This is a genomic window from Bradyrhizobium daqingense (assembly GCF_021044685.1).
GTDB lineage: Bacteria > Pseudomonadota > Alphaproteobacteria > Rhizobiales > Xanthobacteraceae > Bradyrhizobium > Bradyrhizobium daqingense.
This window is the reverse complement of sequence record NZ_CP088014.1, coordinates 5104238-5128457: the sequence shown is the minus strand read 5'-3', so window position 1 is coordinate 5128457 and position 24220 is coordinate 5104238. Positions and strand designations below refer to the sequence as shown.

At 65.0% G+C, this 24220-nt stretch carries 20 protein-coding genes and 1 tRNA gene; 6 read left to right on the top strand and 15 right to left on the bottom strand.

The window, feature by feature from the left end; all coding sequences use genetic code 11:
* Nucleotides 1-14: 14 nt before the first annotated feature.
* Nucleotides 15-1031, bottom strand: a complete 1017-nt coding sequence (locus LPJ38_RS24300; protein WP_145633535.1) for an amino acid ABC transporter substrate-binding protein — start codon at nt 1029-1031, stop codon at nt 15-17.
* Nucleotides 1032-1412: 381 nt separating this feature from the next.
* Between LPJ38_RS24300 and metC the strand changes: the two genes are divergently transcribed.
* Nucleotides 1413-2597, top strand: a complete 1185-nt coding sequence (gene metC, locus LPJ38_RS24295) for a cystathionine beta-lyase (protein ID WP_145633531.1) — start codon at nt 1413-1415, stop codon at nt 2595-2597.
* A gap of 172 nt (nt 2598-2769) precedes the next feature.
* Complete coding sequence (locus tag LPJ38_RS24290) at nt 2770-4461, top strand: Na/Pi cotransporter family protein (RefSeq protein WP_145633528.1); 1692 nt, start codon at nt 2770-2772, stop codon at nt 4459-4461.
* A gap of 5 nt (nt 4462-4466) precedes the next feature.
* Here the strand turns inward: LPJ38_RS24290 and LPJ38_RS24285 are convergent, their stop codons facing one another.
* The 7 genes from LPJ38_RS24285 to LPJ38_RS24255 all read right to left on the bottom strand — a co-directional run bounded on the left by LPJ38_RS24285 (nt 4467) and on the right by LPJ38_RS24255 (nt 15870).
* Nucleotides 4467-4805 (bottom strand): lipid-A-disaccharide synthase N-terminal domain-containing protein, encoded by a 339-nt coding sequence (locus LPJ38_RS24285; protein WP_025036223.1) that lies wholly within the window; start codon nt 4803-4805, stop codon nt 4467-4469.
* On the bottom strand, nt 4802-5539 hold the full coding sequence (locus tag LPJ38_RS24280) for a glycosyltransferase family 2 protein (protein WP_145633525.1): 738 nt from the start codon (nt 5537-5539) through the stop codon (nt 4802-4804). Before LPJ38_RS24280 ends, LPJ38_RS24285 begins: the two co-directional genes overlap by 4 nt.
* Nucleotides 5540-5601: 62 nt before the next feature.
* A complete protein-coding gene (locus LPJ38_RS24275; RefSeq protein ID WP_145633522.1) occupies nt 5602-6435 on the bottom strand; it encodes a phosphatase PAP2 family protein in 834 nt (277 codons plus the stop codon).
* A gap of 1 nt (nt 6436) precedes the next feature.
* On the bottom strand, nt 6437-8179 hold the full coding sequence (locus LPJ38_RS24270) for an ArnT family glycosyltransferase (protein ID WP_145633519.1): 1743 nt from the start codon (nt 8177-8179) through the stop codon (nt 6437-6439).
* 50 nt (nt 8180-8229) lie between these two features.
* Nucleotides 8230-10341: a penicillin-binding protein 1C gene (pbpC, locus tag LPJ38_RS24265; RefSeq protein ID WP_167520473.1), complete on the bottom strand. Its 2112-nt coding sequence runs from the start codon at nt 10339-10341 to the stop codon at nt 8230-8232.
* Nucleotides 10342-10426: 85 nt separating this feature from the next.
* Nucleotides 10427-15628 carry an alpha-2-macroglobulin family protein gene (locus tag LPJ38_RS24260; protein ID WP_145633511.1) on the bottom strand — a complete coding sequence of 1734 codons (5202 nt, stop codon included), beginning with the start codon at nt 15626-15628 and terminating at the stop codon, nt 10427-10429.
* Nucleotides 15625-15870 (bottom strand): hypothetical protein, encoded by a 246-nt coding sequence (locus LPJ38_RS24255; RefSeq protein ID WP_145633508.1) that lies wholly within the window; start codon nt 15868-15870, stop codon nt 15625-15627. The genes LPJ38_RS24260 and LPJ38_RS24255 overlap by 4 nt, the downstream gene beginning before the upstream one ends.
* Before the next feature lie 163 nt (nt 15871-16033).
* Between LPJ38_RS24255 and LPJ38_RS24250 the strand changes: the two genes are divergently transcribed.
* Nucleotides 16034-16110 (top strand) — tRNA-Arg (locus tag LPJ38_RS24250).
* A 1358-nt stretch (nt 16111-17468) separates the two neighbouring features.
* On the opposite strand, the gene LPJ38_RS38000 is transcribed toward LPJ38_RS24250, so the two are convergent.
* The 3 genes from LPJ38_RS38000 to LPJ38_RS24240 all read right to left on the bottom strand — a co-directional run bounded on the left by LPJ38_RS38000 (nt 17469) and on the right by LPJ38_RS24240 (nt 18682).
* The gene (locus LPJ38_RS38000; protein ID WP_283811471.1) at nt 17469-17594 is read right to left on the bottom strand and encodes a hypothetical protein; all 126 of its coding nucleotides are present in this window, start codon (nt 17592-17594) and stop codon (nt 17469-17471) included.
* On the bottom strand, nt 17585-18037 hold the full coding sequence (locus LPJ38_RS24245) for a hypothetical protein (protein ID WP_145633504.1): 453 nt from the start codon (nt 18035-18037) through the stop codon (nt 17585-17587). The genes LPJ38_RS38000 and LPJ38_RS24245 overlap by 10 nt, the downstream gene beginning before the upstream one ends.
* Before the next feature lie 324 nt (nt 18038-18361).
* The gene (locus LPJ38_RS24240) at nt 18362-18682 is read right to left on the bottom strand and encodes a hypothetical protein (RefSeq protein WP_145633501.1); all 321 of its coding nucleotides are present in this window, start codon (nt 18680-18682) and stop codon (nt 18362-18364) included.
* Between the two features lies 1 nt (nt 18683).
* Here LPJ38_RS24240 and LPJ38_RS24235 point away from each other — a divergent pair, with 1 nt between their 5' ends.
* A complete protein-coding gene (locus LPJ38_RS24235; protein ID WP_231088389.1) occupies nt 18684-18983 on the top strand; it encodes a tyrosine-type recombinase/integrase in 300 nt (99 codons plus the stop codon).
* A 441-nt stretch (nt 18984-19424) separates the two neighbouring features.
* Here LPJ38_RS24235 and LPJ38_RS24230 read toward each other — a convergent pair whose 3' ends face one another.
* Nucleotides 19425-20723: a hypothetical protein gene (locus LPJ38_RS24230; RefSeq protein WP_145633498.1), complete on the bottom strand. Its 1299-nt coding sequence runs from the start codon at nt 20721-20723 to the stop codon at nt 19425-19427.
* A 111-nt stretch (nt 20724-20834) separates the two neighbouring features.
* Between LPJ38_RS24230 and LPJ38_RS24225 the strand changes: the two genes are divergently transcribed.
* Nucleotides 20835-21062, top strand: coding sequence for a DUF2171 domain-containing protein (locus LPJ38_RS24225; protein WP_145633493.1), 228 nt, complete (start codon nt 20835-20837; stop codon nt 21060-21062).
* 391 nt (nt 21063-21453) lie between these two features.
* Here LPJ38_RS24225 and LPJ38_RS24220 read toward each other — a convergent pair whose 3' ends face one another.
* Complete coding sequence (locus LPJ38_RS24220; protein ID WP_231088388.1) at nt 21454-21798, bottom strand: hypothetical protein; 345 nt, start codon at nt 21796-21798, stop codon at nt 21454-21456.
* A gap of 534 nt (nt 21799-22332) precedes the next feature.
* On the opposite strand from LPJ38_RS24220, the gene LPJ38_RS24215 reads away from it, so the two are divergent.
* Entirely contained in the window at nt 22333-22494 is a 162-nt protein-coding gene (locus LPJ38_RS24215; RefSeq protein ID WP_167520472.1) for a hypothetical protein, read from the top strand.
* 274 nt (nt 22495-22768) lie between these two features.
* Here the strand turns inward: LPJ38_RS24215 and LPJ38_RS24210 are convergent, their stop codons facing one another.
* Together LPJ38_RS24210 and LPJ38_RS24205 are read right to left on the bottom strand one after the other, a co-directional pair.
* Complete coding sequence (locus LPJ38_RS24210; RefSeq protein ID WP_145633490.1) at nt 22769-23539, bottom strand: hypothetical protein; 771 nt, start codon at nt 23537-23539, stop codon at nt 22769-22771.
* A 172-nt stretch (nt 23540-23711) separates the two neighbouring features.
* Complete coding sequence (locus LPJ38_RS24205; RefSeq protein ID WP_167520471.1) at nt 23712-23924, bottom strand: hypothetical protein; 213 nt, start codon at nt 23922-23924, stop codon at nt 23712-23714.
* Between the last annotated feature and the right edge of the window lie 296 nt (nt 23925-24220).

Here is a 24220-nt window from a genome sequence, read left to right as displayed (position 1 = left end):
GCGGATCGGGACGATCAGCGGATCGGCGGCGCGTACTGGAGACCGCCCTTGTTCCAGAGATTGTTCAGACCGCGGTTGATCGCGAGCGGCGAGCCGGCGCCGACGTTGCGGTCGAACACCTCGCCGTAATTGCCGACCGTCTTCACGATCCGCACCACCCAATCCTTGGTCAGGCCGAGCTGTTCGCCGAAATTGCCGTCGCTGCCGAGCACGCGCTTCAGCTCCGGGTTTTCCAGCTTCGCCTTCTCGTCGACGTTCTTGGAGGTCACGCCGAGCTCTTCGGCGGTGATCATCGCGAACAGCGTCCATTTCACGATGTCGAACCACTGATCGTCGCCGTGGCGCACCATCGGCCCGAGCGGTTCCTTGGAGATGATCTCGGGGAGCACCATGTGGTCGTTGGGACTGGCGAGCTTGAGGCGGTTGGCGTACAGGCCCGACTGGTCGGTGGTGAACACGTCGCAGCGGCCGGCTTCATAGGCCTTGACCGTTTCGTCGTTGGTGCCGAACGCGATCACCTCGTACTTCATGTTGTTGGCCTTGAAGTAGTCGGCGAGATTCTGCTCGGTGGTGGTGCCGGTCTGCACGCAGACCGATGCGCTGTTGAGCTCGAGCGCCGAGTTCACCTTGAGCGACTTCTTCACCATGAAGCCCTGCCCGTCGTAATAGGTCACGCCGGTGAAGTTGGCGCCGAGCGAGGTGTCGCGCGAGATGGTCCAGGTGGTGTTGCGCGAAAGCACGTCGATCTCGCCGGATTGCAGCGCCGTGAAGCGGTCCTTGGCGGACAGCGGCACGTATTTGACCTTGCTCGGATCGTTGAAGATCGCCCCGGCGATGGCGCGGCAGAGGTCGACGTCGAGACCGGTCCAGTTGCCCTTGTCGTCGGGCGACGAGAAGCCCGGCAGGCCCTGGCTGACGCCGCAGGACAGCATGCCACGGTCCTTGACGGTCTTGAGCGTTTGCGCATCGGCGGCTTGGGTGGACAGGCCGGCGGCGAGAGCAAGTGTGAGTGCCAGGGTTACGCGTTTCATGGGCTGAAGGCCTTTCAAGGTCGTCTCAGGGTCAGGAAGTTGTCTTTGGAATCGTCTCTGCCGGAATGAGCCCTGCAAGAGTCATGCTGGAAAAGCTTGCCGAACACTCGCCGATGTCGGGAGGCCTTACCCTTAATCCCCACCGCTGGCGCCCGCCATTTTTGGCTGTGGCGCAAGTCCGGTCAGAAGATGGGATCGAAGGTCGCGGCTGCCCCTCAACATGCGGCGACTGAATAGCACCTGCGCATCACAGAACGACTGGCCTGCCGGGTCAAGGGGTTGACGGGACTCTTCTGTGTTCTGTTATTAACGACAGCGGCCTCTGGGCCAGCCCGGCAGGCGCGGCGCGCCCGCAGGAAACGCGGTTTTGAAAGCAGACGCATGGATTCCTCACACCCTTCCCAGCAGCATGCCGAGACCCGGCTGGTCACCTCCGGCCGCGACACCAAGGCGCAGAAGGGGTTCGTCAATCCGCCGGTCTTCCACGGCTCGACCGTGCTCTATCCGACCGCCGAGGACCTGCACGCCCATCGCGGCGAGTTCACCTATGGCCGCCACGGTTCCCCCACGACCAAGGCGTTCCAGGAGACGCTGATGGCGCTGGAGGGGCCGCAATGCGCCGGCGTCGGCATCGTCCCGTCGGGGCTGTCGGCGATCTCCACCGCCCTGCTCTCGGTGCTGAAGGCCGGCGACCATCTCCTGGTCTGCGACAACGTCTATCGGCCCTCACGCAATTTCTGCAACGGCATGCTCACCCGCTATGGCGTGGAGACCACCTATTTCGATCCGCTGATCGGCGCCGGGATCGACAAGCTGTTCAAGCCCAACACCCGGGCCGTGCTGGTCGAGGCGCCGGGCTCGCAGTCGTTCGAGATGCCCGACATCCGCGTGATCGCCGAGGTCGCGCATGGCCGCAGCGCGCTCGTCATCGACGACAACACCTGGGCAACCCCGCTCTATCACCGCTCGCTCGACCAGGGCGTCGACATCAGCATGCAGGCCGCGACCAAATATATCGGCGGCCATTCCGACATCATGTTCGGCACCATCTCGGCCAACGCCAAGGCCTGGCCGCAGATTGCCGAGGGCATTCGCCTACTCGGCGTCTGCGCCGGACCCGACGACGTCTTCCTCGCGCTGCGCGGTTTGCGCACGCTGTCGGTACGCCTCGCGCAGCATCATCGCTCGGGGCTCGACATGGCGCGCTGGCTCGCCGGCCGGTCCGAGGTTGCGCGCGTGCTGCATCCGGGTCTCGAGACCGATCCAGGTCACGCGATCTGGAAGCGCGACTTCACCGGCGCTTCGGGCCTCTTCAGCATCGTGCTGAAGCCGGCGCCGCAGAAGGCGGTCGACACCATGCTCAACACGCTCAAACTGTTCGGCATGGGCTTTTCCTGGGGCGGCTTCGAGAGCCTTGCAATTCCCTTCGACTGCGACGCCTATCGCACCGCGACCAAATGGGCGCCGGGCGGCCCGACGCTGCGCCTGCACATCGGGCTCGAGAACGTCGCCGATCTCAAGGCTGATCTCGACCGCGGCTTCGCTGCCCTCAAAGCAGCAATGTGAGCCCGCTCGCAAGGCATCGCCTGAGAACGCGGCATCGCACGGCGGGCGCGTGGTCGCGCATTGGAGGAACGTGCACCTGTCGTAAACGTTAACGCCGATGCGCCAACAAATGGTTTGATCCTCAAGCGTTTGGCGCTAGCCTCACCAATCGACTCCAATCCGGACACGGAGCATGGGAACGTTGGTTCTGCTCGACCTAATGGGCGGCGTTGCGTTGCTGTTGTGGGGCCTGCACATGGTCCACAGCGGGATCCTGCGCGCCTTCGGTCCCGACCTGCGCCGCCTGCTCGGCAAGGCACTCGGCAACCGCTTCAATGCATTCGCTGCCGGCCTCGGTCTCACCGCGCTGCTCCAGAGCAGCACGGCCACCGCGCTGATCACCTCTTCCTTCGCTGCCGAAGGCCTCGTCAGCCTTGCCGCCGCGCTTGCCATCATGCTGGGGGCCAATGTCGGCACGACGCTGATCGTGCAGGTGCTGTCGTTCAACATCGCAGCCGTTGCGCCGGTGTTATTCGTGATCGGGCTCGCCGCCTTCCGCTCCGGCCCGCGCTCGCGGATCAAGGACATGGGCCGCGTCTGCATCGGCCTCGGCCTGATGCTGCTCGCGCTCCACATTCTGCTCGACACGCTGGCGCCGGCCGAGAACGCGCCCGGCGTGCGCGTCGTGATGTCGGCGATCACGGGCGATCCCATCCTGTGCATCGTCATCGCCGGGCTCGTCACCTGGGCGGTGCATTCGAGCGTTGCCAGCGTGCTGCTGATCATGTCGCTGGCCTATTCGCAGTTCATTACGCCTGAAGCTGCCCTCGCACTGGTACTCGGAGCCAATCTCGGCAGCGCCATCAATCCGGTGTTCGAGGGCGCCAGGCGCGACGATCCCGCGAGCTATCGCCTGCCGGTCGGCAATCTCATCAACCGCGTGATCGGGATTGCCCTCGTCCTGCCGTTCCTGGGCGTGATCGCCGGGCACATGCACGCCTGGCAGCCCGACCTCGCCAAGATGACGGCGGCCTTCCATATCGCCTTCAACGTCGGCACGGCCGTTCTCTTCATCGGCCTGCTCGATGCCATGTCGCGCCTGCTGACCCGGCTGCTGCCGGATCGCATCCGGGAGGCCGATCCGGCGCGCCCGCGCTATCTCGACGAGACCGCGCTGGAGACGCCGTCACTGGCGCTCGCGGACGCCGCCCGCGAGACTCTGCGCATGGGCGATCTCGTCGAGGTCATGCTGCGCAAGGTGATGGCTGCGATGATGACGGGGGACCGTGCGCTGGTCGACCAGGTCTCGAAGACGGACAATCTCGTTGACGGCCTCGACGAGGCCATCAAGCTCTACGTGACGAAGCTGATGCGGGGCAGCCTCGACGAGAGCGAAGGACGCCGCGCGATGGAGATCATCTCCTTCGCCATCAACCTGGAGCATATCGGCGACATCATCGACAAGAGCCTCAGCGAGCTCGCCACCAAGAAGATCAAGCACCGTTTCCAGTTCTCGGCCGAGGGCGCCGAGGAGCTCGCGGCCTTCCACAAGCGCACGATGGATTCGCTGCGGATCGCCTTCGGCGTCTTCATGTCCGGCGACGCCAACGAGGCGCGCAAGCTGCTGGTGGAGAAGACGGCGCTGCGCAACACCGAGCTCGCCGCCGTCGAGCGCCATCTGGACCGCTTGCGCGAGGGGCGTCCCGAGACCATCGAGACCACGTCGCTGCATCTGGACGTGCTGCGCGACCTGCGCCGCATCCATTCGCACATCTGCTCGGTGGCCTATCCGGTGCTGGACGCGGCCGGCGAGCCCTATCGCCGACATGAGGCCGATCGTGCCGCCCTGCCCGCCTCAGGCGCGGCGTCGGCGCTGCCGCGCTAACCGGGTCAGCGGTCAAGCGTCTTCGAGGCGGTGCCGCGGTTCTTCCAGATCAGCATGATGTTTCTGATGTAGATGATCGTCGCGAGCGACTGTCCGAGAATGATGACCGGCTCGCGTTTCACGACGCCATAGACCAGCGTCATCAGCCCGCCGCCCATCGAGCAGAACCAGAACGCCATCGGCACCACGCTGTTGCCGGCGCGTTCGCTGGCGATCCACTGCACCAGGAAGCGCGCGGTGAAGAACAATTGCGCGACGAGGCCGAACGCCAGCCAGAAATCGAACTTGGCGACGAACACGTCGTAGAGATAGTTGCTCAGCGCCTGACCGTATTGAATGATCATGCGTTCACCTCGGTCACATCGGGAGTAGGCTTCTTGCGGCGGATCAGCCACCACACGCCGGCGAGATCCATGATGCCGATCCACAGCCGGTCGAAGAAGCCGTAATTGGATACGCCGGAATGGCGCGGCCGGTCGATCACGTCGACATAGGCGATGTCGTAGCCTTCGCGGCGGACCAGCGCCGGCAGGAAGCGATGCAGCCCGTCGAAATAGGGCAGCATCAGGAAAACGTCGCGCCGGAACGCCTTCAACCCGCAGCCGGTATCGCGCGTGCCGTCCTTCAGGATCGCGTTGCGAACCCCGTTCGCCACGCGCGACTGAAGCTTCTTGAAGCCGGTGTCCTTGCGCCCGATCCGCTGGCCGGCGGCGAGCCCGACGCGCCCCGCGCCCTTCTCGACCGTCGCGATCAGGTCCGGCAGAAACGCCGGATTGTTCTGACCGTCGCCGTCGAGCGTAGCCACGATGACCCCGCGCGCCGCGCGCACGCCGCTGCGCACGGCCGCCGATTGACCGCCCGATCGCGCATGGCGCAGCTGCCGCAGATTGCTCCGCTGCTTCATGATGGCGGCAAGCCGCTCGCCGGTCGCATCGGTCGAGCCGTCGTTGACGTAGATGATCTCGTAGTCCCAGCGGCCATCGAGCGCCGCCGTGATCTCCTCGACCAGCGGCACGATGTTGTCGGCTTCGTTGCGCACGGGAACGACGATGGAAACCGAAGGCTGGGACGTCGACAAATCGAGGCTCGTGGTTGGAATTGGCCTGCCCCGGGAACCGGCGTCCCGGCAGGCAGCCGCTTTTATGGGGCGGATGCCCCGCGGGCAACCCTTTTGAAAGGGCCCGGGATGGCCACGATGGCACCATCGGAGCGGATGGCAAAACCCAGCCTTCGGGCCGCAAACCAGTAGCGCACGGTCATGGCGCCGACCGTTCCCACCAGGGCGCCGGCCACGACGTCGCTTGGATGATGCGCGAGCAGCACGAGGCGCGTCAGCAGGATCACGATTGCGTAAGTGAACATGAACACGCGCAAACGCGGCCACAAGGCCGAGACTGCAAACGCCAGCGCGAACGCGGCCACCGCATGCCCCGAGGGCAGGCTCGCATAGGCCCCCGTCCCTTCGAACGGGACGAAGTTGAACGCATTGGCCTTGCCGCCGACAAACGGACGCCCGCGGCCGATGACATATTTCAGGATCTCGGCGGCGAATGCCGACACGGCAACCGACAGGAACATGAATTGCAGCCGCGTGCCGAGGCCGAGCAGCAGCGCGCGGCGCCTCCCATGCAGCCCTGCCGCAACGAGCGCCAGAACCACTAGCCCGGCCCCCATCACTGACAGCAGATACTCGTCCTTGCCGAAATCGGTAAGGATACGGATCGGCCACAGGCCCGGCGTTCCGCGCGCCGGCATCAGCTGGATCTCGGTCTGGTCGAACGCGACCATCAGCACGATGGCCAGGGCTGCGCCGGCGGCGCTGAGCCACAGCGAGTGTCGCGCCAGCTTCCGGGCGGCCTCGGCGCGGCGCGAATGCGAGGGCGAGCGCACGAGCTGGGCCAGCGCGCGCCAGGACACGGCGAGCAATTGCGCAGGATAGCCTGCACGCGGCGCGATGTCGGTCGGGCCCCGCATCCTATTCGGTGCCTTCCGAGCGGAAGATCGAGATCGAGATCGCACGCCCTTGCGAGAAATTATAGCCGTCGATGCGCGTGCCGACCTTGTAGCGCAATCCGATCGCCTCGGCGCGCTGCACGAAGCTGCGTTCCGAGCGCTGCTCGATCAGTGCGAAGCGACAGCTGCCCTGCCCGAGGAAGTCCGCCGCACCCGAGCCGTCGGTCAGCAGCGTCTTCGTGCCCGTTAGGAAGACGAGGCTCGGCTCGTGATAGCCGGCAGAAGCCGCCTTCGGCCCGACGCAGGTGACGTTGCGCAGCGCGCGCGCGATCTCGATGCTCGGAAACAGCGGGGTCAGTGACGGCAGCACGATGCCGTAGACGACCACCGCCAGCATCAAAGCGGCGACCAGCGCATTGAGCAGCGAGCGCTCGGCACGGTTGTTGTCGTAGAGCCACCAGGCGAACAGGCCGAAGATCAGCGCGGCCGCGATGAACGGCCAGGCCACGAAGGCCGGCTGCCGAGTCAGGATCACCGCGCCGACCACCACCATGATCGAGGCTGCCGCCGGAATCGCGAACCACCAGGCGGCGCCGCGCATCAGCCACGACCGCGACAGCACGCGCCGTTCCACGGCGCCGGCGGTGAGGATCGCGATCGCGGGGTACAGCGGCAGCACGTAATGCGGCAGCTTGGTCAACACGGCCTCGAACACGATCCAGGACGGGATCAGCCAGGCCAGCAGGAACTGCGCGCCCGGCTCGCGCCGCGCGCGCCAGACCGCCGGCGCCGCCATCACCGCAAGCGGCGCACCGGGCCAGAAGGTGATCCAGAACAGCGCCAGGTACAGCCCGGGCGGCGCGCCGTGGGATTCCTGGGCTCCCAGCTTGCTCAGCATGTCGCCGCCGACGGAATCGGTGAAGAAAGTCTCACCCGCGCGCCAGAAGATCGCGACGAACCAGGGCAGCACCAGGACCAGCGTCCACATCAGGCCCCAGACCGGGCGCAGCTTCCAGAGCCAAGACGAGTCACGGTCCTGGATCGCGAGCGCGACGATGGTCAGGCCCGCGAACATCAGGATCAGTGGCCCCTTGATCAGGATGCCGACGGCGAGCGCGGTCCAGAAGATAGCCGGCCAGCTCCAGGGCGGACGGGCCTCGTCCTCGGCGCGCTGCCAGGACAGATAGGCCCGCGCCATCGCCCCCATCGTCGCGACCACACAGAGCAGTAGCATCGCGTCGGTTTTGGCGAGCCGCGCCTCGACGCCGAGCAGCACGGAGGCGCACATCATGAGGGCCGCCAGCACCGCGGCGCGCCGCGTGATGAAGCCGAGCGCGGCCCAATAGGTCATGAGCACCGCGCCGATCGCACCCAGCAGCGACGGCAGGCGGTAGACCCAGATGCGCAATTCGGCCTTCGGCAGCTTGAGCGCCGCGGCAGCTTCCACGGCCGCCGATTGCAGCCAATAGATGCCGACCGGCTTCTTGTAGCGGACATCCTCCTGGAAACGGATGTCGACATAGTCGCCGCTCTCGACCATCTGCTTAGTGGCCTGGGCGAAGCGTGCTTCGTCGCGGTCGATCGGCGGAATGGTGAAGAAGCCAGGCAGGAACAGCAGCAGCGCACACAGCACCAGGAAGCCGACCGCGCGGGCATGGCTGGCCGTGGCGATATCGAGCATGCGCACGAGCCCGCTGCCCGGATTGACGGGCGATTTCGGCTCGCGGGGCGCTCCAAAACGGGGGGGTGGATAGGTCTCGGCCATTGGTTCCGCTTACGCTGAAACCGCCATCCCTACAACCGCTTGAGCCGGGCTTATTGAATTCGAATGACGACTGTGTCCGCGGCGCCCGTGGCGTCGATCACCGTCAGCCGCGCAAAGCCCGGACCGGGCGGATCGATCAGCCGCTGGCGGCGTCCGTCGATCTCGCCGAGCGCGGTGCCGTTAACCATGACGGTCATGGGCAGCACGCCGCCGGCGACCTTGACCGGCATGGCCGCGCTCTCCCGGCCACCCGATCGATCGACATCGATCCGCGAGCCGTTGAGCGGAAATTGAATGTGCACGGCCTGCGCGCCTCCCGTGCGCACCAACTCGCCGACCGGACGGAACCGCTTCAAGGGGAGCGGCAGCTTGGTGTTGCTGGCTACCAGGGTTCCCTTGGGCGGCTTCGGCAAGGGCGCCAGCGTCTTGCCGGTTCGGGCAAAAGCGTCGAACAGGATCGGTGCCGCAGCGACGCGCCCGATCAGGCCGGGAACCGGCGCACCGTCGGGCCGTCCGACCCAGACGCCGATGGTCATGCGGCCATCGAAGCCGACCGACCAGGCATCACGGTAGCCGTAGGAGGTGCCCGTCTTGAAGGCGACACGGTTATGGGCGGCGTTCTCCGGCGGGGGCGTGCCCAACAGCACGTTGCCGACCTGCCAGGCCGCGACCTGATCCAAGAGCCGCAGCGGCTCGCGGTCATCGCTGTCGGCCATGATCTCGCGCAGCGGCTTGGTGCTGCCGAGCCGCGCGAAGCCCGTATAGAGCTGAACGAGATCCTGGAGCGTCACGCCGACGCCGCCGAGACCCATGGCCAGTCCCGGCGCCTCGTCCTTCGGCAGCACGAGATTGCCGCCGGCCTGGCGTAGCCGCGAGGTCAGCCGGCTGGAGCCGACGCGATCGAGCAGCACGATGGCCGGTACGTTCAGCGACAATTGCAGCGCCTTCCGCACCGGCACCGTGCCCTGGAACGTCATGTCGAAATTTTCCGGCGCGTAGGAGCCGAAGCGGACCGGCCGGTCGTCGATCAGGCTCTCGGGGTGGACGAAGCCATCCTCGAAGGCGAGCCCGTAGATGAAGGGTTTCAGCGTCGATCCCGGCGAACGGACCGCGCGGGTCATGTCGACCTGCCCTGCCCGGCTTTCGTCGAAATAATCGGCCGAGCCGACGCGGGCGAGCACGTCGCCGCTCTCGTTGTCGACCACGATGATGCCGACCGAGATGTTCGGCCCAAGCGCAATCGCGCGGTCGCGCGCCAGCGGCTCCAGCACCTTCTGCAAGTTCGCATCCAGCGTCAGCTTGATGACCGGCTTGTCCTTGACGGTCGAAAGCGCGGTGTCGGAGGCATGCGGCGCCAGGATCGGCATTGGCTTGCGCAGCTTCGGGATGGGGACGGCCTTGGCCTGCTTCGCGTCCTCGAGGCTGACCTGATGCTCGCCGACCATGCGATCGAGCACGCGGTCGCGCGCGATGCGAGCGGCCTCGGGATGGCGATCGAGCCGGCGTGTCTCCGGCGATTGCGGCAGCGCCACCAACAGCGCGGCCTCGGCCAGCGACAACCGCTTGGGCTCCTTGCCGAGATAGGCGATCGAGGCGGCACGGATGCCTTCGAGATTGCCGCCGTAAGGCGCGAGCGCGAGATAGAGGTCGAGGACCTCTTCCTTGCCGAGGGTTCGCTCGATCTCGATGGCGCGCACCATCTGCCGCAGCTTGGCATAGAGCGAGCGCTGCCGCCGCGGCTCCATCAGGCGCGCAAGCTGCATGGTGATGGTCGAGCCGCCCGACACGATGTGGCCCCGCGTCGTCAGTTGCAAGGCGGCGCGGCCCAGCGCCAGCGGATCGATGCCGTCATGGGCATAGAAGCGCTGGTCCTCATAGGCCAGCAGCAGCTTCAGATAGATCGGATCGACGTTCGCTTTGGCATCGACCGGCAGCCGCCAGCGCCCGTCGGCCATCGCATAGGCGCGCAGCAGCTTGCCGTTGCGATCGACGATGGTGGTGGAGACCTGCCGCGCCTCGTCGAGCGGCAAAGGACCGAGTGAATAGACCCATCCGACGAAACCGATGATGGCGAGGATGAAGGTAAGCGCGAGGGCTGAGAGAAGTCGAAAGACAAGCTGCCCTCTCCGCCCGTCATGGCCGGGCTTGTGCCGGCCATCCACGTTCTTCGCCGCGGCGGCAAAGTTCGTGGATGCCCGGGACAAGCCCGGGCATGACGACTGCGTGTGTGGCGTCACTTCGTTCATCTCACTTCGCGGCTCGCACCTCGACAGACCCCGTGCCGGTGCGGCCGTAGCGCGAGGGATTATACATGTCCTCGACATAGGCTTGCGGCAGCACGTATTTGCCGGGCGAGACGGCGCGGACGATATAGGCGACGGTGAACACCGATTTGGAATCCGAGGTACGGTCGATGGCCGCGGTGAAGCGGTCGTCGCGGAACTCGGTATTCTCGGGCTCCTCGCCGTCCTCGATCCAGTCCAGCGTGCCGCTGTCGCCCGAGGAGACCAGGTTCGGATTGTCGATCTCGAGGCCCGCCGGCAGATAATCCGCCACCATGATGTGGCCGTACTCCGGCTTGGCTTCGGTGATCTTCAGCACCACCGCAAAGCGCTGGTTCTGCTTGACCTTGCTGATGTCGGCGGGCTTGCCGTCGAGCGTGAAGAAATTGCGCTCGATCTTGTAGCCGTTCGACGCTGCCGGCTCCGGCGTCACCGGCGAGCCCGACACCGAGACCACCGCCTGCACCGGTGCATCGCCGGTGTTGGTGATCTTCAGCGGCTTGCCGCCCAGCGTATCCGCCTTATAGCTCCGATAGAGCGCGGTCTTGACCGGCTGGCCATCCACCTCCATGGACAGGTTCTCCTTGGCCAGCGCCCGCGCCGCCAGCACCAGCCACGCATTCTCCTGCGTGGAGGTGTAGGGCGTGAGCCCGCGGGCGGTCTCGACCCGTGCGACCGCCTGCGTCAGCGTCGCCTTCGGCGCATTGCCTTCGCTGGCGAGCGACACCAGAGCTGCGGCATCGCGAAGCTGCGAGCCGTAATCGGTGCGGCCGAACTCCAGCGCGGGCTTCGGCGCGAGGCTGTCGAGCGCGGCACTATACACCCGCTCGGCGCGGTTGCGATCACCGACCAGCGCCAGTGCCGCCGCAAGCTGCGACTTCGCGATCGGCGTTGCGAGGTGGGCAAGCTTGGTGTCGGCGAGATAGCGGAGGTCGCCGATCGGCGCCGCGCCATTGCGCGCGAGCACGTACAGGCCGTAGGCGAGCTCGCGCCCACCGTCCTTCTCCGGCTCGTCGGCATTGACGACGGAGTTGCGGATGCGGTCGAGCGCGTTCTTGAACAGCACGTCGGGCACTGCAAAGCCCTTCTCGCGGGCGCGGGTCAGGAAGTCCGTCACATAGGCGTCCAACCATTCGTCGTCACCGCCGGCCGACCACAGCCCGAACGAGCCGTTGGAGCCCTGGCGCGCCAGGAGCCGCTCGATCGCATCGCGGATGCGCTGGTCGACCTCGGTGTCCATGGCCAGATGCGCGCCCGCCGCAAGATCGTTGACGTAGAGCAGCGGCATCGCACGGCTCGTGATCTGCTCCGAGCAGCCATAGGGATAGCGGTCGAGCGCCTTGAGGATCGTCGCCGCATCGAGCGCGGTCGACAAGCTGGCCGAGACCGAGACGCTGCCGGTGCCCGGCACGAGATCCGAGAACATGTCCGGGGTCAGCGTCAGGCTCTCGCCCTTGGCCAGCGTCCGGATCGAGCGCCGCGCCAGCACCTGGGTCGCGGCCTTGACGTCAAGCGCATAATGCCGCGCGAGCGTCAGGCCGTTCGGCCCCGTGATGTCGACGTCGAGCGTCGCCTGCCCCGCCGCGGTCGCGTCGATCGCGAGCGCGAACGAGTTGCGCTGCTTGGCGGCGAGCTTGACGGTGGTGGCGGGATTACCCGTCATCTTCACCGGGCCACCCGTCTTCACGTTGACGACGTAGTCGCCGGCCTGGCCCTCGACATTGTCGATCTCGAGATTGACCGTGCCGCGATCGCCGTTGAGCAGGAAGCGCGGCAGCGTCGTCGTCAGTACCACGGGATCGCGGATCACGACGTCGATGTTGGCGCGGCCGAGCTTGGTCGCGGTCCACGCCACCGCCATCACGCGCGCGGTGCCGGCAAACTCCGGAACATCGAAGCTCACTTCGGCCGAACCGTCGGCGGCGACGGTGACGATGCCCGAATACAGCGCCAGAGGCTTTTGCGTGGGCGGCGAACCCTGCTGCTCGCCACCGGCGTCGCCGCCGGACTTGATCTGACCGCGTGTGCCCGACATGCCGTCGATCAGCTGCCCGTAGAGATCGCGGATCTCGGCGGTCAGGCTGCGCTGGCCGAGATAATAATCGTCAGGCGCCGGCGGCTTGTAATTGGTGAGATTGAGGATGCCGACATCGACCGCGGCGATGACGATTTTGGCGTCCTCGCCGGGATTGAGCCCGTCGAGCTTGACCGGGATCTTCAACGCCGAATTTGGCCGGATCAGCGCCGGCGGCGTCAGCTTGACCTGCAAGGTGCGGGCCTGCTTGTCGATGCCGAACCATTTCAGGCCGATGGCCCGGCCCGGCATGCGCTGGGCGGCCGCATCGAGCGGGCGGCGCAGCGTCGCCACGACATAGGCTCCGGTGCCCCAGTCCTTGCCGATCGAAAGCTTCACCTGCGCGGTGCCTTCCTTGACGTCGACGGTCTGCGTCGTCAGCAGGCGGTCGCCGAACACGTTGATGGTCAGCTTGCCGGCGCTGCGCACATTGACCGACACCGTCATAGTGTCGCCGGAGGCGTATTGCGGTTTGTCGATCGAGGTCTCCAGCAGGTCCGGCGTGTCGGCGCTGCCGTCGGAGTACCAGCCGACATCGAACTGCACCGAGGTCACCGGGCCGTCCGCGTCGTTCGACTTCACGTCGAGACGGTAGCGGCCGGACTGGGGGTTCAACGAAATCCGCGACGGCTTTTCGGCGGCGATCACGACATCGCCGTCAGCCACGCGCGAGGTCGACTTGACCGGCTCGTACTCCCAGTAATTGTTCTGGCGATACCATTGGTAGCGCGACTCCATCTTCAGGAGCTCGTAGCGCAGGCCGTCGCGGGGCAGCGTCTTGCCCTCGGGCGAGACGAACACGACGTCGAATTCGGCCTTGGCACCCTCGGCCACGTTCTTGTCGCCGAACAGCGGCTTGATGCCGATCATGGCGCTCGCGGGCGCGATCGGCAGCACGAGTTTGCGCTCCACGGCGCGGCCGCCGGTCTCGACCATGCGGACGAAGATCTGCGCCTCCTGCGGCCGGGTCGAGGCCGGCTGCTTGTCCAGCGTCACCGGGAAGGTCGCAACGCCGTTGGCGTCCGCCTCGGGCAGGTTCTCGAGCGGCGTGCGCTCGTTCGAGGTGGTCTCCTCGTCGTCGACGCCGAACTGATAGCCGGCAAAGCCCGGCCGTTCCTTGGCAGGCGCCACCAGCATGTCGCCTTCGAGCTGGAGGCCCGAGGCCGGCGCGCCATAGAGGAAATGACCGTCCGCCTTCAGTTCCACTGGAGCGTTAGCTGTGATCACCTTGTCCTTGGCGGACAAGTCGAATTCGATCCTGTCCGGGACGTAATCCTCGACCATGAAGGTGGTTTCGCCGACGGCCGATCCCTTCGGGTCGGTAAAGGCGCGCGCCCGCCACGTCCCGGTCGGGACGGCCGAATTGAGCGGCACCGCCAGCGTGCGGCCGCCGGCGCCCTGGTCGGCCAGCACGGCACGCCGATATTCGACGCCGTCAGGACGCTCGATCACCATCGTGAGCGGGCCGCCGGTGACGGCATTGCCCTGCCCGTCCCGCAACAGCGCGGTGAGATAGACGGTCTCGCTGGAGCGGTAGACGCCGCGCTCGGCATAGACGAACGCGTCAGCGCCTGCAGGCACCGCACGACCGGCAACGCCGCGGTCGGAGAGGTCGAAGGCCGAGGATTTGAGGCTGAGGAAGGCATAGTCGGCCTTCTCCCCGCTGACGGTGAGCATCGCCGGCGACAAGCCACCCTCGCCGCGCGCCAGCCCTGCCTCGAACAGCACATGGCCGGCATCGTCGGTCTTGCGGGTCGCCAGGATCTCGTTGTTGCGGGCAACCAGCCGCACCTCGGCCTTGCCGATCGGATCGGTCGACGCCAGCGAATTCACGAAGACGTGGATGCCGTCATTGCCGGAATAGGCGGTGATGCCGAGATCGGAAACGATGAACCATTGCGTGGCGAGCTGGTAATCGTCATCCGAGCCCGGGCTCTTGGCGGCGGCGGTCATCACGTACACGCCCGGCTGGAGCTCGCCGAGCGCCTGGTCGACCGGGAACGCCGTGGTGACGTCCTGGTTCAGCGTCATCGCGGTAGCGAGCTCGCCGGACCAGACCTTGACGCCGCGCTCGTCGCCGAGATCCGAGAGCTGATATTTCGACAGGGTCTTCTGGAAGTCGCTATCGACCACCGTGTTGATGAGGTTACGGTCGCCGATCCGGAACACGTTGATATTGACCGCGGGCGTGTTGACGCTGACCACGGGAATGCCGCGCTGACCGGTTCTCGGCAGCACATAGGCGCGGCTGGTGAAGCGCACGAACGGCTTGCGGTCGCGCACATAGAAGTTGAACTCGGCCGATTTCGGCAGGCCTTCCTTCACGGTCGACGGCAGGCCGGCGCGCAAATTGACGTTATAGCGCTCGCCGTGCTTCAGCCCGTCGACGCAGAGCTGCTTGCCCTCGGCCGACAGCGCCGGCTTGTCTTGTCCCGCCAGCGCCAGGAACGGCGCGAAGTCGGTCCGCTTGGCGAGCTCTTCCGAGAACTGGAAGCAAGCCCGCGGGCTCGCCGAATCCGAGTCCACGGTATAGTCGAGCAGCCGGAAACCGTGCTGGTCGCGCAGCTTCTCGTAGCTCCCGCGAACCTCGGCGACCTCGCGCGTGTCCAGCGACAGCCGCATCGCGTCCAGTGCCGGACGCCACAGCTTGCGCTCGGCCAGTGCCTTGCCGAGCACGGCGAGCGCGTCGGCCTCCTCGCCCGGATTGCCGGCGCGCTGATAGGCGATGTAGGCGGCCGTCGAGGCGCGCTCCAGGAGGAAAGTCTGCTCGCTCGAGCTCTTCGGCGAGATCTGGAAGATGACCTTGGCGAGCCGCAGCCAGTTGCCGGTATCCTCCGGCGTGGTCGCCGCGATCTGGCCGAGGACCGACAGGCCGGTGCGATAGTCGTTGCGCCGGAAGGCGGCGTCCGCGTCAGTGCGCAGCGTCGCGCTCGACTTGGCGACGGGCCCCGCCTCGCTCTTGATCTGGGCCTCGAGCTTGATCGCGGAATCGGCGAGATCGTCGCGCTTGAACGCCTTGTCGGCGGCCTGTGCTGCGCTAATGCCGAGCGCCAGCGTGGCGCAGAATGTGACGGCGCGGATCAGACCGATCATGATGGACTCCCGGAAAGCGCGGACGAACGCCGCGGCGGCAGATGAAGTGCGCGGAAAGGTGACGGACTCAAGGCGATGGAACCAGAGCTGCAGATCGTCGCATTCGCCATGACAAGGACAGCCCAGAGGAGACCGATCAAGGTACCGCCGCGCACGCCGTCCTGATGGCGCAGCAATCCCAGACCCGTCGACCAGCAGCCGCGTCCCGGAAGCTGTTCAGCGGTCCCGGCGATGTGATCCATCGTCCAGTCCGCTGCCGCTCGACCCGGCACCCTGACACGCCACCGTTCCGCTTTGTCGCGGCATTGAGGAAAACGGTTCGGTTCAGACTTGGCGAAAGGCGAGATTTTTCATATTGGCGTGCTATATGAACGGCTGGCCCCCAAACCGGGACGGCTTAAGGACGGTCCCATAGCTCAACTGGATAGAGTAGCGGATTTCTACTCCGCGGGTTGCAGGTTCGAGTCCTGCTGGGATCGCCAGTGTTTCTCCTCATGCATCAATAGCTTGGCTCAGTATCGGCTTCGTTCTGCAAGCCGATCCGTGTTGCGCGGCGTTCCAAGTCACTCCCTGCAATTTCAGTGCGTTACGCGACATTACCAATCGCTCCACGCAACACGGGCGCAACACGCGCTTTCGCGATCTGTTCACCGGAGGCATGTCATGATCTGCCTCGCGATTGTTGGTGGATTCCTGGCGCTGATCGCAGTTGTAGTGCTCGGCTTGTTAGCGATCGTAATGAAGGCGCAACAGCACGAGTCTGGAATCGAATAAGCCTCCCTTCCACACCCACGACAGACAGTAGCTTGCGACCGTTCCGCGCCGCTAGGGATCGACGATTTGACTCTGGAGCGCGGCACGTCTCGATAGAGGCATGCCCGAGCCTTACACACACGTCCGTCTGATTTGCTCCGACGATGGCGGTCTCAACCATCGCTATGAGATCCGCGTCTCAACCTTCGTGCAGTTCGATGAGAACGCCGGCCGGCGATCGATCTCCGGCCTGCCGAGCAAGAATGAAGCGGAGGAGATCGCAAAGGCGATCGCGCGGAGCGAGCGAGATCGAACAGGGGCGCCAGTCCGGAGATGACTAACCACATCGAACGAACCGGCCGCAGGACCATCTATGCCATGCTGGCGATTGCGGCGGCGTTGTTGGTCGGGCGATTTTTCGGCAAGTGGTGAGAGGCCCGCCAGCGTGAACAGGCCGCCAACTGAGGCGGCCTTACTCGTCCCAAATCAAATGACCGCACTCGCACTTCTAGACGCGAACGTAGCCGGAGGTTTTCGGGTTCCAGAGTCGCTCCAGAAGCGACGTGGGCCTCTGGCATTTCGGGCACCGAAGTAGCGTTTTGCTTTGATCTTGCGTCATTAGGCACGGCTCGGCGCGTCTGGGGATGTCTTGACAACATAACGCAGGCGAGCCGGTTTCAAATTAACTTAGGACACCGCACGAACAAACTAGGACACTGAGGGTGAATTACGGACAGTACCCCCGGCGCCCATCGGAACGTGCTCAGAACCAAGAACGAGTCGCGCCAGCGTGAACTGGCAGCAATAATGTACAGTTAGTCCAAGTATTCCTTGCGAATCCAACTGCGATCGGGAAAAACATGCAAGCGCGCCTATTTTGTAGGCAGCGCCGAACGGCCTCAACGTCCGAGCCAGCCCCGGACCTGCTTGGGGCCGTTTTGCTTTGGTCACATGCCTGTGGCATGGCCGTTGCACAGTCCAGACCAACTGGGATTTCAGTACTCAGTTTGAGAATGCAACGCTGCCGGGACGCTTATTTCGAGCCCGGCAGCGTTCTCGTTTGAGACAGATGGGACAGCCTCTGTCGTCAGTAGTGATGCAGCGGGAATGCCGGCCTAGTCGCATCAAGCCCGCTGATGATCGCGCCGGCCATTGCGAGCCGCAGGCTCAGCTTGAAGCAGAGCCGACCGACCAGCAGCCGGGTCAGACGCACGGGCACATTTCGGACGCCTGCTGCTTCGCCTCGTCCGGGTCGTCGTCTTCGCGGTCGCAGTCGTCCTGCTCCAAATCCACGACGAAGCCGCCGCAGCGCCAAGCGCGGTCCTGGTTGATCACGCGATCGAGGCTGCCGAGCGACGGCTCAGTCTCCTCCGGCTCGCATTCGTCGTCGCAAGATCCGCCGGCCGTTGGCTCGAGGTCGGGGTCGTCGTCCATGCCGTCGAGCAGGACCAGCAGGTCATCGACCATCTGGCGCATCTTCTGCTGGAAGGTCATCGGGGTCTTGCAAAGCCCCATCTCGTCCATCCGTCTTTCCACCCGCTCGGTGGCTTTAGCGAGCCGTATAACAGCCTGATGCCAATGGGGCGGCAAAGCTACCGCGAGGGCGGCAAACGATTCCTGAGGCTCCCTAAGGGCCTTTTGGGCACTGTTCTTCATGGTTCGGTTCTCTGGATACAGACCGGCTTTCTAGGGCCGGGTGCCAGTGGGCAGCACTGGCGCCGGGAAGCTAGAAACGCCGCCAGAGACGACGCGCGACGGCTTTCCCCTTTCGGGTCTTGTATAGCCGCCGCCTTCCCGGCATAGTGGTGCCGTTCACGCTGGCGGCAAACCAGCGCGTCTACGTCTCGATGGCGACAGTTGATCCCGGCAAGGATCGCCCTGCCATCGCCCTGGTGCCTACCCAGCCCCGGCAAGGGCTTTCGGCGGGAGTTTCTAGGCTCCGCCCTCAGTGCACCACTGATTTGGTAAAAAATCCATCCCCTACAGGGGCACCTCGTCCCAAATGCTGCGGGTTGCCCGGTCAGCCAGGGTTGCCACTCCGTCCTCGTAGATCGGCGCGTCGAGTGACCAAGGCGTCTTGATGTCGCCGTAGGCCTTGTCCGGGTGCTGCTTGTAGTCATCGGCAATGAACTGCTTGATGCACTTCGCTGCCTTCGTGATGCCGAACGGCTTGCCCTTGTAGCGGCGCGAGCCGTGCGCCTCGTAGATCGCACCAATGATCCGCATCTTGCGCTGCTCGTCCATGCGCTCCGGCAGCAACACCATGATCTCACGGTAGCGCCGCTGCGCGTTGGAGCCCATTTTGATCGCCGCCGGTATTACGGAGCTTCACCCTGTGCTGGATGAAGCTGGCAAGCCCGTGCTGGACGACACTGGCGCACCGAAGATGGTTGTGGCAGGAAAGTACGGCATGCACTCGTTGCGCCATGCATGTGCTTCCCTCTGGATCGAAAACGGCCACAACCCGAAGCAGATCCAGCGCCTGATGGGGCACAGCTCGATCAAGGTTACTTTTGATGTTTACGGGCATCTGTTTGCAGATGCTGAGGCGGACCAGCGCGCGGCAGAGGCGCTACAGGCAAGGCTCTTGGGAGGGATCTGATGTCGGCCAACTTCTTCGCGGGCGTGGCTCGCGACATTGCCAGGGCAAAGGAGGCACAGGCAGCTTCGCTGCGGCGCCGGCTTCAAGAGCTTCGAGCGGAGTTGCAGAAGGTTGAGAACGAGCTCTCTGTGGCTGAAGGCGCCGCCGCTAGGGCCTCGATCTACCCCATGACCGGTGGACAAAGCATGTGCCCGAATTGCTGGGTGGATGGTCGGGGAGACAGCTATCTTCATGCAATAGGCGGTGGCACGGATCGATCAGACTTCTATCGGTGCGGCACTTGCAACGCTAAGCACGCGGTGCCTCTTCGGTAGCCGAAGCAACATCACCGCAACATGGGGGAGCTAAGCCATTGACAAGACTCAGCATCCGAAAGGTTTCTACTCCGCGGGTTGCAGGTTCGAGTCCTGCTGGGATCGCCAAGCCTTGCTGCCCCGACGCTCAATGCGTCAAATCCTCGTCAAATTGGCTCGCTGGGGCTGGGACAGCGAGACTTCCTTCGTGCTCCCTCCACCACCGCGCAATCGCCGCGGTCAGATCATCCCAAACCTCTGTCGGCAAATCCGGCACCGCCACCCGGACTCTGTACCGGTCCGTGGTCGCCTCGTGAAACCATTCGGTGGCAGCGAAGTCGAAGCCGAAGCTGCCGGCGTGGCGGATCGGAAATCCCGCTTCGCTCAGATCACGGCTCATCAGCTCCGCGGCCTGCCGCGCACTGGCCTCGTCGAGCGGGCGGCTGCTGCGCAGCGTGACATAGAGGCCGTGGGTGAAATGCAGCTCGGCCGCAAGAGGCGCTAGCGTCGCGGCAAAATATCGGCTGGTGCGGCGGCCGTTATGCAGGATCGCGGCGATGCGCCGCCTCGTTAGCGACCAATAGGCCGGCGTGCCCACATACGGCGGAAAATGCGCCGGCAGCGCTGCGCCGCCGAGCAGACGGACGGCGTCGCGCATGTCCTGTGCCAGACGATCGCAGATCGAAGCACCCTCACCGGGACCAACGAAGACCGCGGACCCGAGCCGGCCGTATTCCGCGCCGAGCGAATCCAGCTTGGTGTGGCTTCGGACCATCACGACGGGCAGCCGGCGTCGCCGGGCCCAGCTGAGCACGCGCCGGATGCGGCCCGATCCGCCGGCAAAGCACGTCGTGTCGAAGATCAGCAGATCGAGCCCAGCCCCATCGGTGCGAAGCGCAGCTTCGAATGCTCCGGCTGGCGCGCATGAATCCAGCAGCAGGATTTTTCGCGAGCCGGCGCGGGCCAACGCATCGCCAAGCGGCAGCTCCAGCTTGACGAGCCTCAAACGCGGGACGACGCGTTCGATCAGCTCGATGGTCTCGCCGTAACAGCCCGGCATCACCAGGATGTCGGCCCCGTCGAACACGCGCGTGGAGGCAAACAGCAGCGCCGAGATCGCAGCCATGCCCGACGCTGTGTAAACCGTCCTGCCGGTCTCGTGCTGATAAAATGACGGACCGCGCACCTCCAGGTCCGCCCGCTGGTAGTCGTAGCTGAACTCGAACGGACCGCTTGCGGGCGACGCCGTCGCCGACCACGCCGTCTCCGTCGCTTTCCAGTCACGCAGCTCATGGTCGGCCCGCAGCGCGGCCGTGATTTGGAACTTCGACTTGACGACCTCGTCGACCGATCGCGGACAAGGCAAGCGCAGCGGGTTTCTCAGGCAACTATTCAGCAGCCCGAGTTCGTCATGCTTGCGTTCCAGATAGGCCTGAATGGTCTCCATGCGCCTCTACAGATCCAATATGGATGGAACGTCCAGAAAGTGCCTTGGGTCCAAAACTGCGGCTGAAACGAACGCCGACCTCGACCGTTGAGACTGCGCAAGGAGGACCACATGTCGGAAATCAAAGAGCACATGAAGATCATCGGCAAGGACGGCGCGCATGTCGGCACCGTCGATCGCCTCGAGGGCAACCGCATCAAGCTGACCCGGAAGGACAGCCCCGAAGGTCACAAGGACCATCATCACTACATCGACACCAAATATGTCGGCGCCGTCGAGGGCGACACCGTCAAGCTGTCGGTGAATGCCGACGCCGTGCCCAAGCAGGAAGCGGCATAAGAAGATCAAGCCCCTTCGGGGGCTTTTTCTTTGTTCGCGGGTCCGACGGCCAAATTCCCGGAAACGTCGTCCTTCAACAAAATGTGCGCAGACCTGTCACGCGAACGGGAGCGTCCTATCTATGCGCCATGCCAGAAAGCTGTCGCAGGATGTTCTGATGCCGTCGTCTGATTGGACACGGATGGCCATCGCATCAGGGGTTGCCGCCACCGCCATCGCATTTTTGGCGATAGACGCTGCCGTAGACGTGAGCCCAAGGGGCATCGCAAGGCGACTCGAAGTGGTGCAAGCGTCCCTGACGCACGCCGCGGCCGGTCACCATCAATTGGCCTTTGCCGTTCGTGCCTGGGCGCGTGGGAGTGACCAGACGCACCGTCCGGCCGGCTATCAATCATGCATCGAGCGTGACGAGCAAAGGCCGCAGCCGGTAGGCGTCGATCGCGGCGTTTGACAGCAGCAGTCTGCGCCGCTCGCCACGCAGCATCATGCGGTCGATCCGGTTCAGGATGAAGCGGGCCGAATCCTTTCTCTCGCCAGTGAGCAGGCCAGATTGGTCGAGATATCTCCAGGCGATCTCAAAGGATTGTGCACGCAGCTCGGGGTCGGTCATGGCCGGCCAACGCTGCTGCGGATCGAATGTTCCCGCCTGAGACCTGAGCCGGGCGGATCGACCGCGATGCCGATCGGTTGGCGCCACCAAATTCTGCGTGTCGTGGAACGAGATCACAACCGGCACGTTGGATCGAGGAAACAGAGTGGTGCCGACCTGCCAGCCCCGGTCGGCTTGAAGGACCCCGCGCTTGTCCCCCGAGCACGGGGTTTTTCTGTTTCGAAATAGCCGGTGACAGTAACCGTTACTCGCTCGGCTCCTCACGCCGTTCGCGAGCAAGCTGGTGCCAGGCCAGGGCGAGTTCGATCAGGCGTTGCCGATCAGCGCCTTCGGACGCTGCGGCCCGCTTCATTGCGGCCTCTGCCTCATGCTGTGGATCGTACTGGCTACACATGACGCTGACATCTTAACCGGACGATCTGGACAAGCGCGTGGCATTTTCGTCCGTATGATTGCGGGGTAGCGCTGCGACCGGAGTTGTGACGTGGCGACCCGACAACCGCGCGATGCATCCGCTGATTGCAAAGCCGGACTTCATTCAGACCGATCTGTGAATTGCATCACATCCGGCGGACGACATCTTCGCTAAACATCGAGGCAACGCTTCGCTGAAGCGCGAGCGCTTACACGAGCGCAGAGGACATGATGGTCGCTCCGGTCATGACACACAAAGCAGCAGCCGACGTGGTCGTCCCGACGCCACGACAGAGACCCGACCTGCTCGGCATCACCTATCTCGGCACCATCACCATCGTGATGCTGGCCTGGATCGGAGGCCTGGTTTGGGCCTCGATCGCGTTCTTCAACTGGCTGGTATCTTGATGGCCGGAGCGATCCGGGGTGCAGCACCCATCCTGCTCTAGAACAGGCAGTGCAGCACCTGCGAGAGTTTGATCCCGCCACATACGATCATGGCCCACAGCGCCATGCTGATCTGGATGGCATCCAGCATGTCTACATCCCCGCGAATCATCCCGACGGTTTTCTTTGAGACTTGCGTGGGACGGCACCGAGCGCCAGCGCTAAAGCCATCGCAGACGCCAAACGAAAGAGGCGGGCCTGAGCCCGCCTCCGTTTCAAATCCGATTTGGCGAGCTCAGTAGCACGCGCGCGGATCGGCCTGCACGTACTGACCGTTGGGATAGCGGTAGTAGCAAACGCCCTGAGCCAGATAGTAGCCCGGCTGCGAGGCGGCCGTGGCGCCGGCAATCGCGCCCGTCGCTCCGCCGAGGACCGCGCCTGCGGCGGCTCCCGTCGCGTTACCCGAGAGCAGCCCGCCCAGGACACCACCGACAATGGCGCCACCGAGCGCGCTTGCACCGGGATCTGCCGGCGGCGGGGGCGGCGGCGCATAGGCGACCGGAGGCGGCGCCGGAGCATAGGCCACCGGCACATCGTCGTAATACTCCTCCGAGATATAGGCCGGCGGACCTGCCATGCGCTGCGGATAATAATACCAGACGCCGCCGACATCCCACCACCAGCCGGAGCGGCCGTTGCGGACCTCGTGGCGCCAGCGGCCGCCATCCCAAGAGCGGTTGCCGCGATAGGCGTGGCCGCCCCAGTCGCGCTCCCGCACAGGCCCGCGGGCGTAGTGGCGTCCAGACGGTGGGCCGCCCGCATTGTGTGGACCAGGACCGCCAGCATGAGGCTGTGCACCGGGCTGCGCGGGCCGAGCCGCCTGCTGCGGCGGCCGATCCTTGCGCGCGTTCTGATTGTTTTGGGGCGGCGCGGCAGCGGCTGGGCCGGCCGGCGGTTGGCCGGCTTCCCTCGGCGGTCTGGCCTCCTGCGCCTGCGCGGACAGCGCCAGCAGCGAAATGGCCGAAACCAAGGGAATGAAGATCTTGATATGTTTGGAAGCACTCATGCGTGCTCGCCCCCTACTCTCTGATCGCCGTGATTTCCCAGCGCATAGACGATTCGTCTCACGCCGGGCTGATGCCGGCTGATATAACTGACCTGCTTGATGGGCGAAGTCCCGTTACAAATGATTAAGATCACGGCAATTTTTCGGTTCGGCCGGCCGGGCTGGAGCGCGTCTAACGAGCCGGTTCGATCACGTTGCAATTGGTCCGCCCGGACATCAGGCAGTCCTGCATCTTGCTGGCCGCGGTCAGGTCGCGGGCAAGCCACCACCCGATGCCAAGAATCAGTAACGCGATGATCAGGCCGGCGACCGCGCCGCGGCGATTGTCGCCGGATGGGGTCTTTCGAGAGGGTTTGGGCTTGAGGCCCGGCTCGGGCTTAGACATGACTACCTGGTGGCTCGGGTCGGACGCCTCTATCACCTCTGCGGCGTGGCGTCACATCCCGATCGCCAGGCCGGGTTCAGCCGCGGGTCGGGCGGATCGCATCCTTGCGCGAGGTCTCGACCGCCGGGGTCGCTCGCGGTGCGCAGGTCGTCAGCACGAACGCGGTCTGGGTGCACTCCCAGTCGGCACCCAGAACGGCACTATCGACGGGTTGCGGACGTGCGAACAGGAGGCTGGCACCGACCAGCGCCGCCACCACCAGGGTGAGCGCCAGCGCCTTACGAAGACCTCCGCTG

What these genes read in the sequence shown, in the direction of transcription:
- LPJ38_RS24245 (WP_145633504.1), bottom strand. Translation starts at nt 18,037, where the DNA reads ATGAAGAACAGTGCCCAAAAGGCCCTTAGGGAGCCTCAGGAATCGTTT.
- LPJ38_RS24210 (WP_145633490.1), bottom strand. Translation starts at nt 23,539, where the DNA reads ATGAGTGCTTCCAAACATATCAAGATCTTCATTCCCTTGGTTTCGGCC.
- LPJ38_RS24215 (WP_167520472.1), top strand. Translation starts at nt 22,333, where the DNA reads ATGACACACAAAGCAGCAGCCGACGTGGTCGTCCCGACGCCACGACAG.
- LPJ38_RS24300 (WP_145633535.1), bottom strand. Translation starts at nt 1,031, where the DNA reads ATGAAACGCGTAACCCTGGCACTCACACTTGCTCTCGCCGCCGGCCTG.
- LPJ38_RS24240 (WP_145633501.1), bottom strand. Translation starts at nt 18,682, where the DNA reads ATGGGCTCCAACGCGCAGCGGCGCTACCGTGAGATCATGGTGTTGCTG.
- LPJ38_RS24290 (WP_145633528.1), top strand. Translation starts at nt 2,770, where the DNA reads ATGGGAACGTTGGTTCTGCTCGACCTAATGGGCGGCGTTGCGTTGCTG.
- LPJ38_RS24270 (WP_145633519.1), bottom strand. Translation starts at nt 8,179, where the DNA reads ATGGCCGAGACCTATCCACCCCCCCGTTTTGGAGCGCCCCGCGAGCCG.
- metC (WP_145633531.1), top strand. Translation starts at nt 1,413, where the DNA reads ATGGATTCCTCACACCCTTCCCAGCAGCATGCCGAGACCCGGCTGGTC.
- LPJ38_RS24285 (WP_025036223.1), bottom strand. Translation starts at nt 4,805, where the DNA reads ATGATCATTCAATACGGTCAGGCGCTGAGCAACTATCTCTACGACGTG.
- LPJ38_RS24255 (WP_145633508.1), bottom strand. Translation starts at nt 15,870, where the DNA reads ATGGATCACATCGCCGGGACCGCTGAACAGCTTCCGGGACGCGGCTGC.
- LPJ38_RS24275 (WP_145633522.1), bottom strand. Translation starts at nt 6,435, where the DNA reads ATGCGGGGCCCGACCGACATCGCGCCGCGTGCAGGCTATCCTGCGCAA.
- LPJ38_RS24230 (WP_145633498.1), bottom strand. Translation starts at nt 20,723, where the DNA reads ATGGAGACCATTCAGGCCTATCTGGAACGCAAGCATGACGAACTCGGG.
- LPJ38_RS24225 (WP_145633493.1), top strand. Translation starts at nt 20,835, where the DNA reads ATGTCGGAAATCAAAGAGCACATGAAGATCATCGGCAAGGACGGCGCG.
- LPJ38_RS24205 (WP_167520471.1), bottom strand. Translation starts at nt 23,924, where the DNA reads ATGTCTAAGCCCGAGCCGGGCCTCAAGCCCAAACCCTCTCGAAAGACC.
- LPJ38_RS24260 (WP_145633511.1), bottom strand. Translation starts at nt 15,628, where the DNA reads ATGATCGGTCTGATCCGCGCCGTCACATTCTGCGCCACGCTGGCGCTC.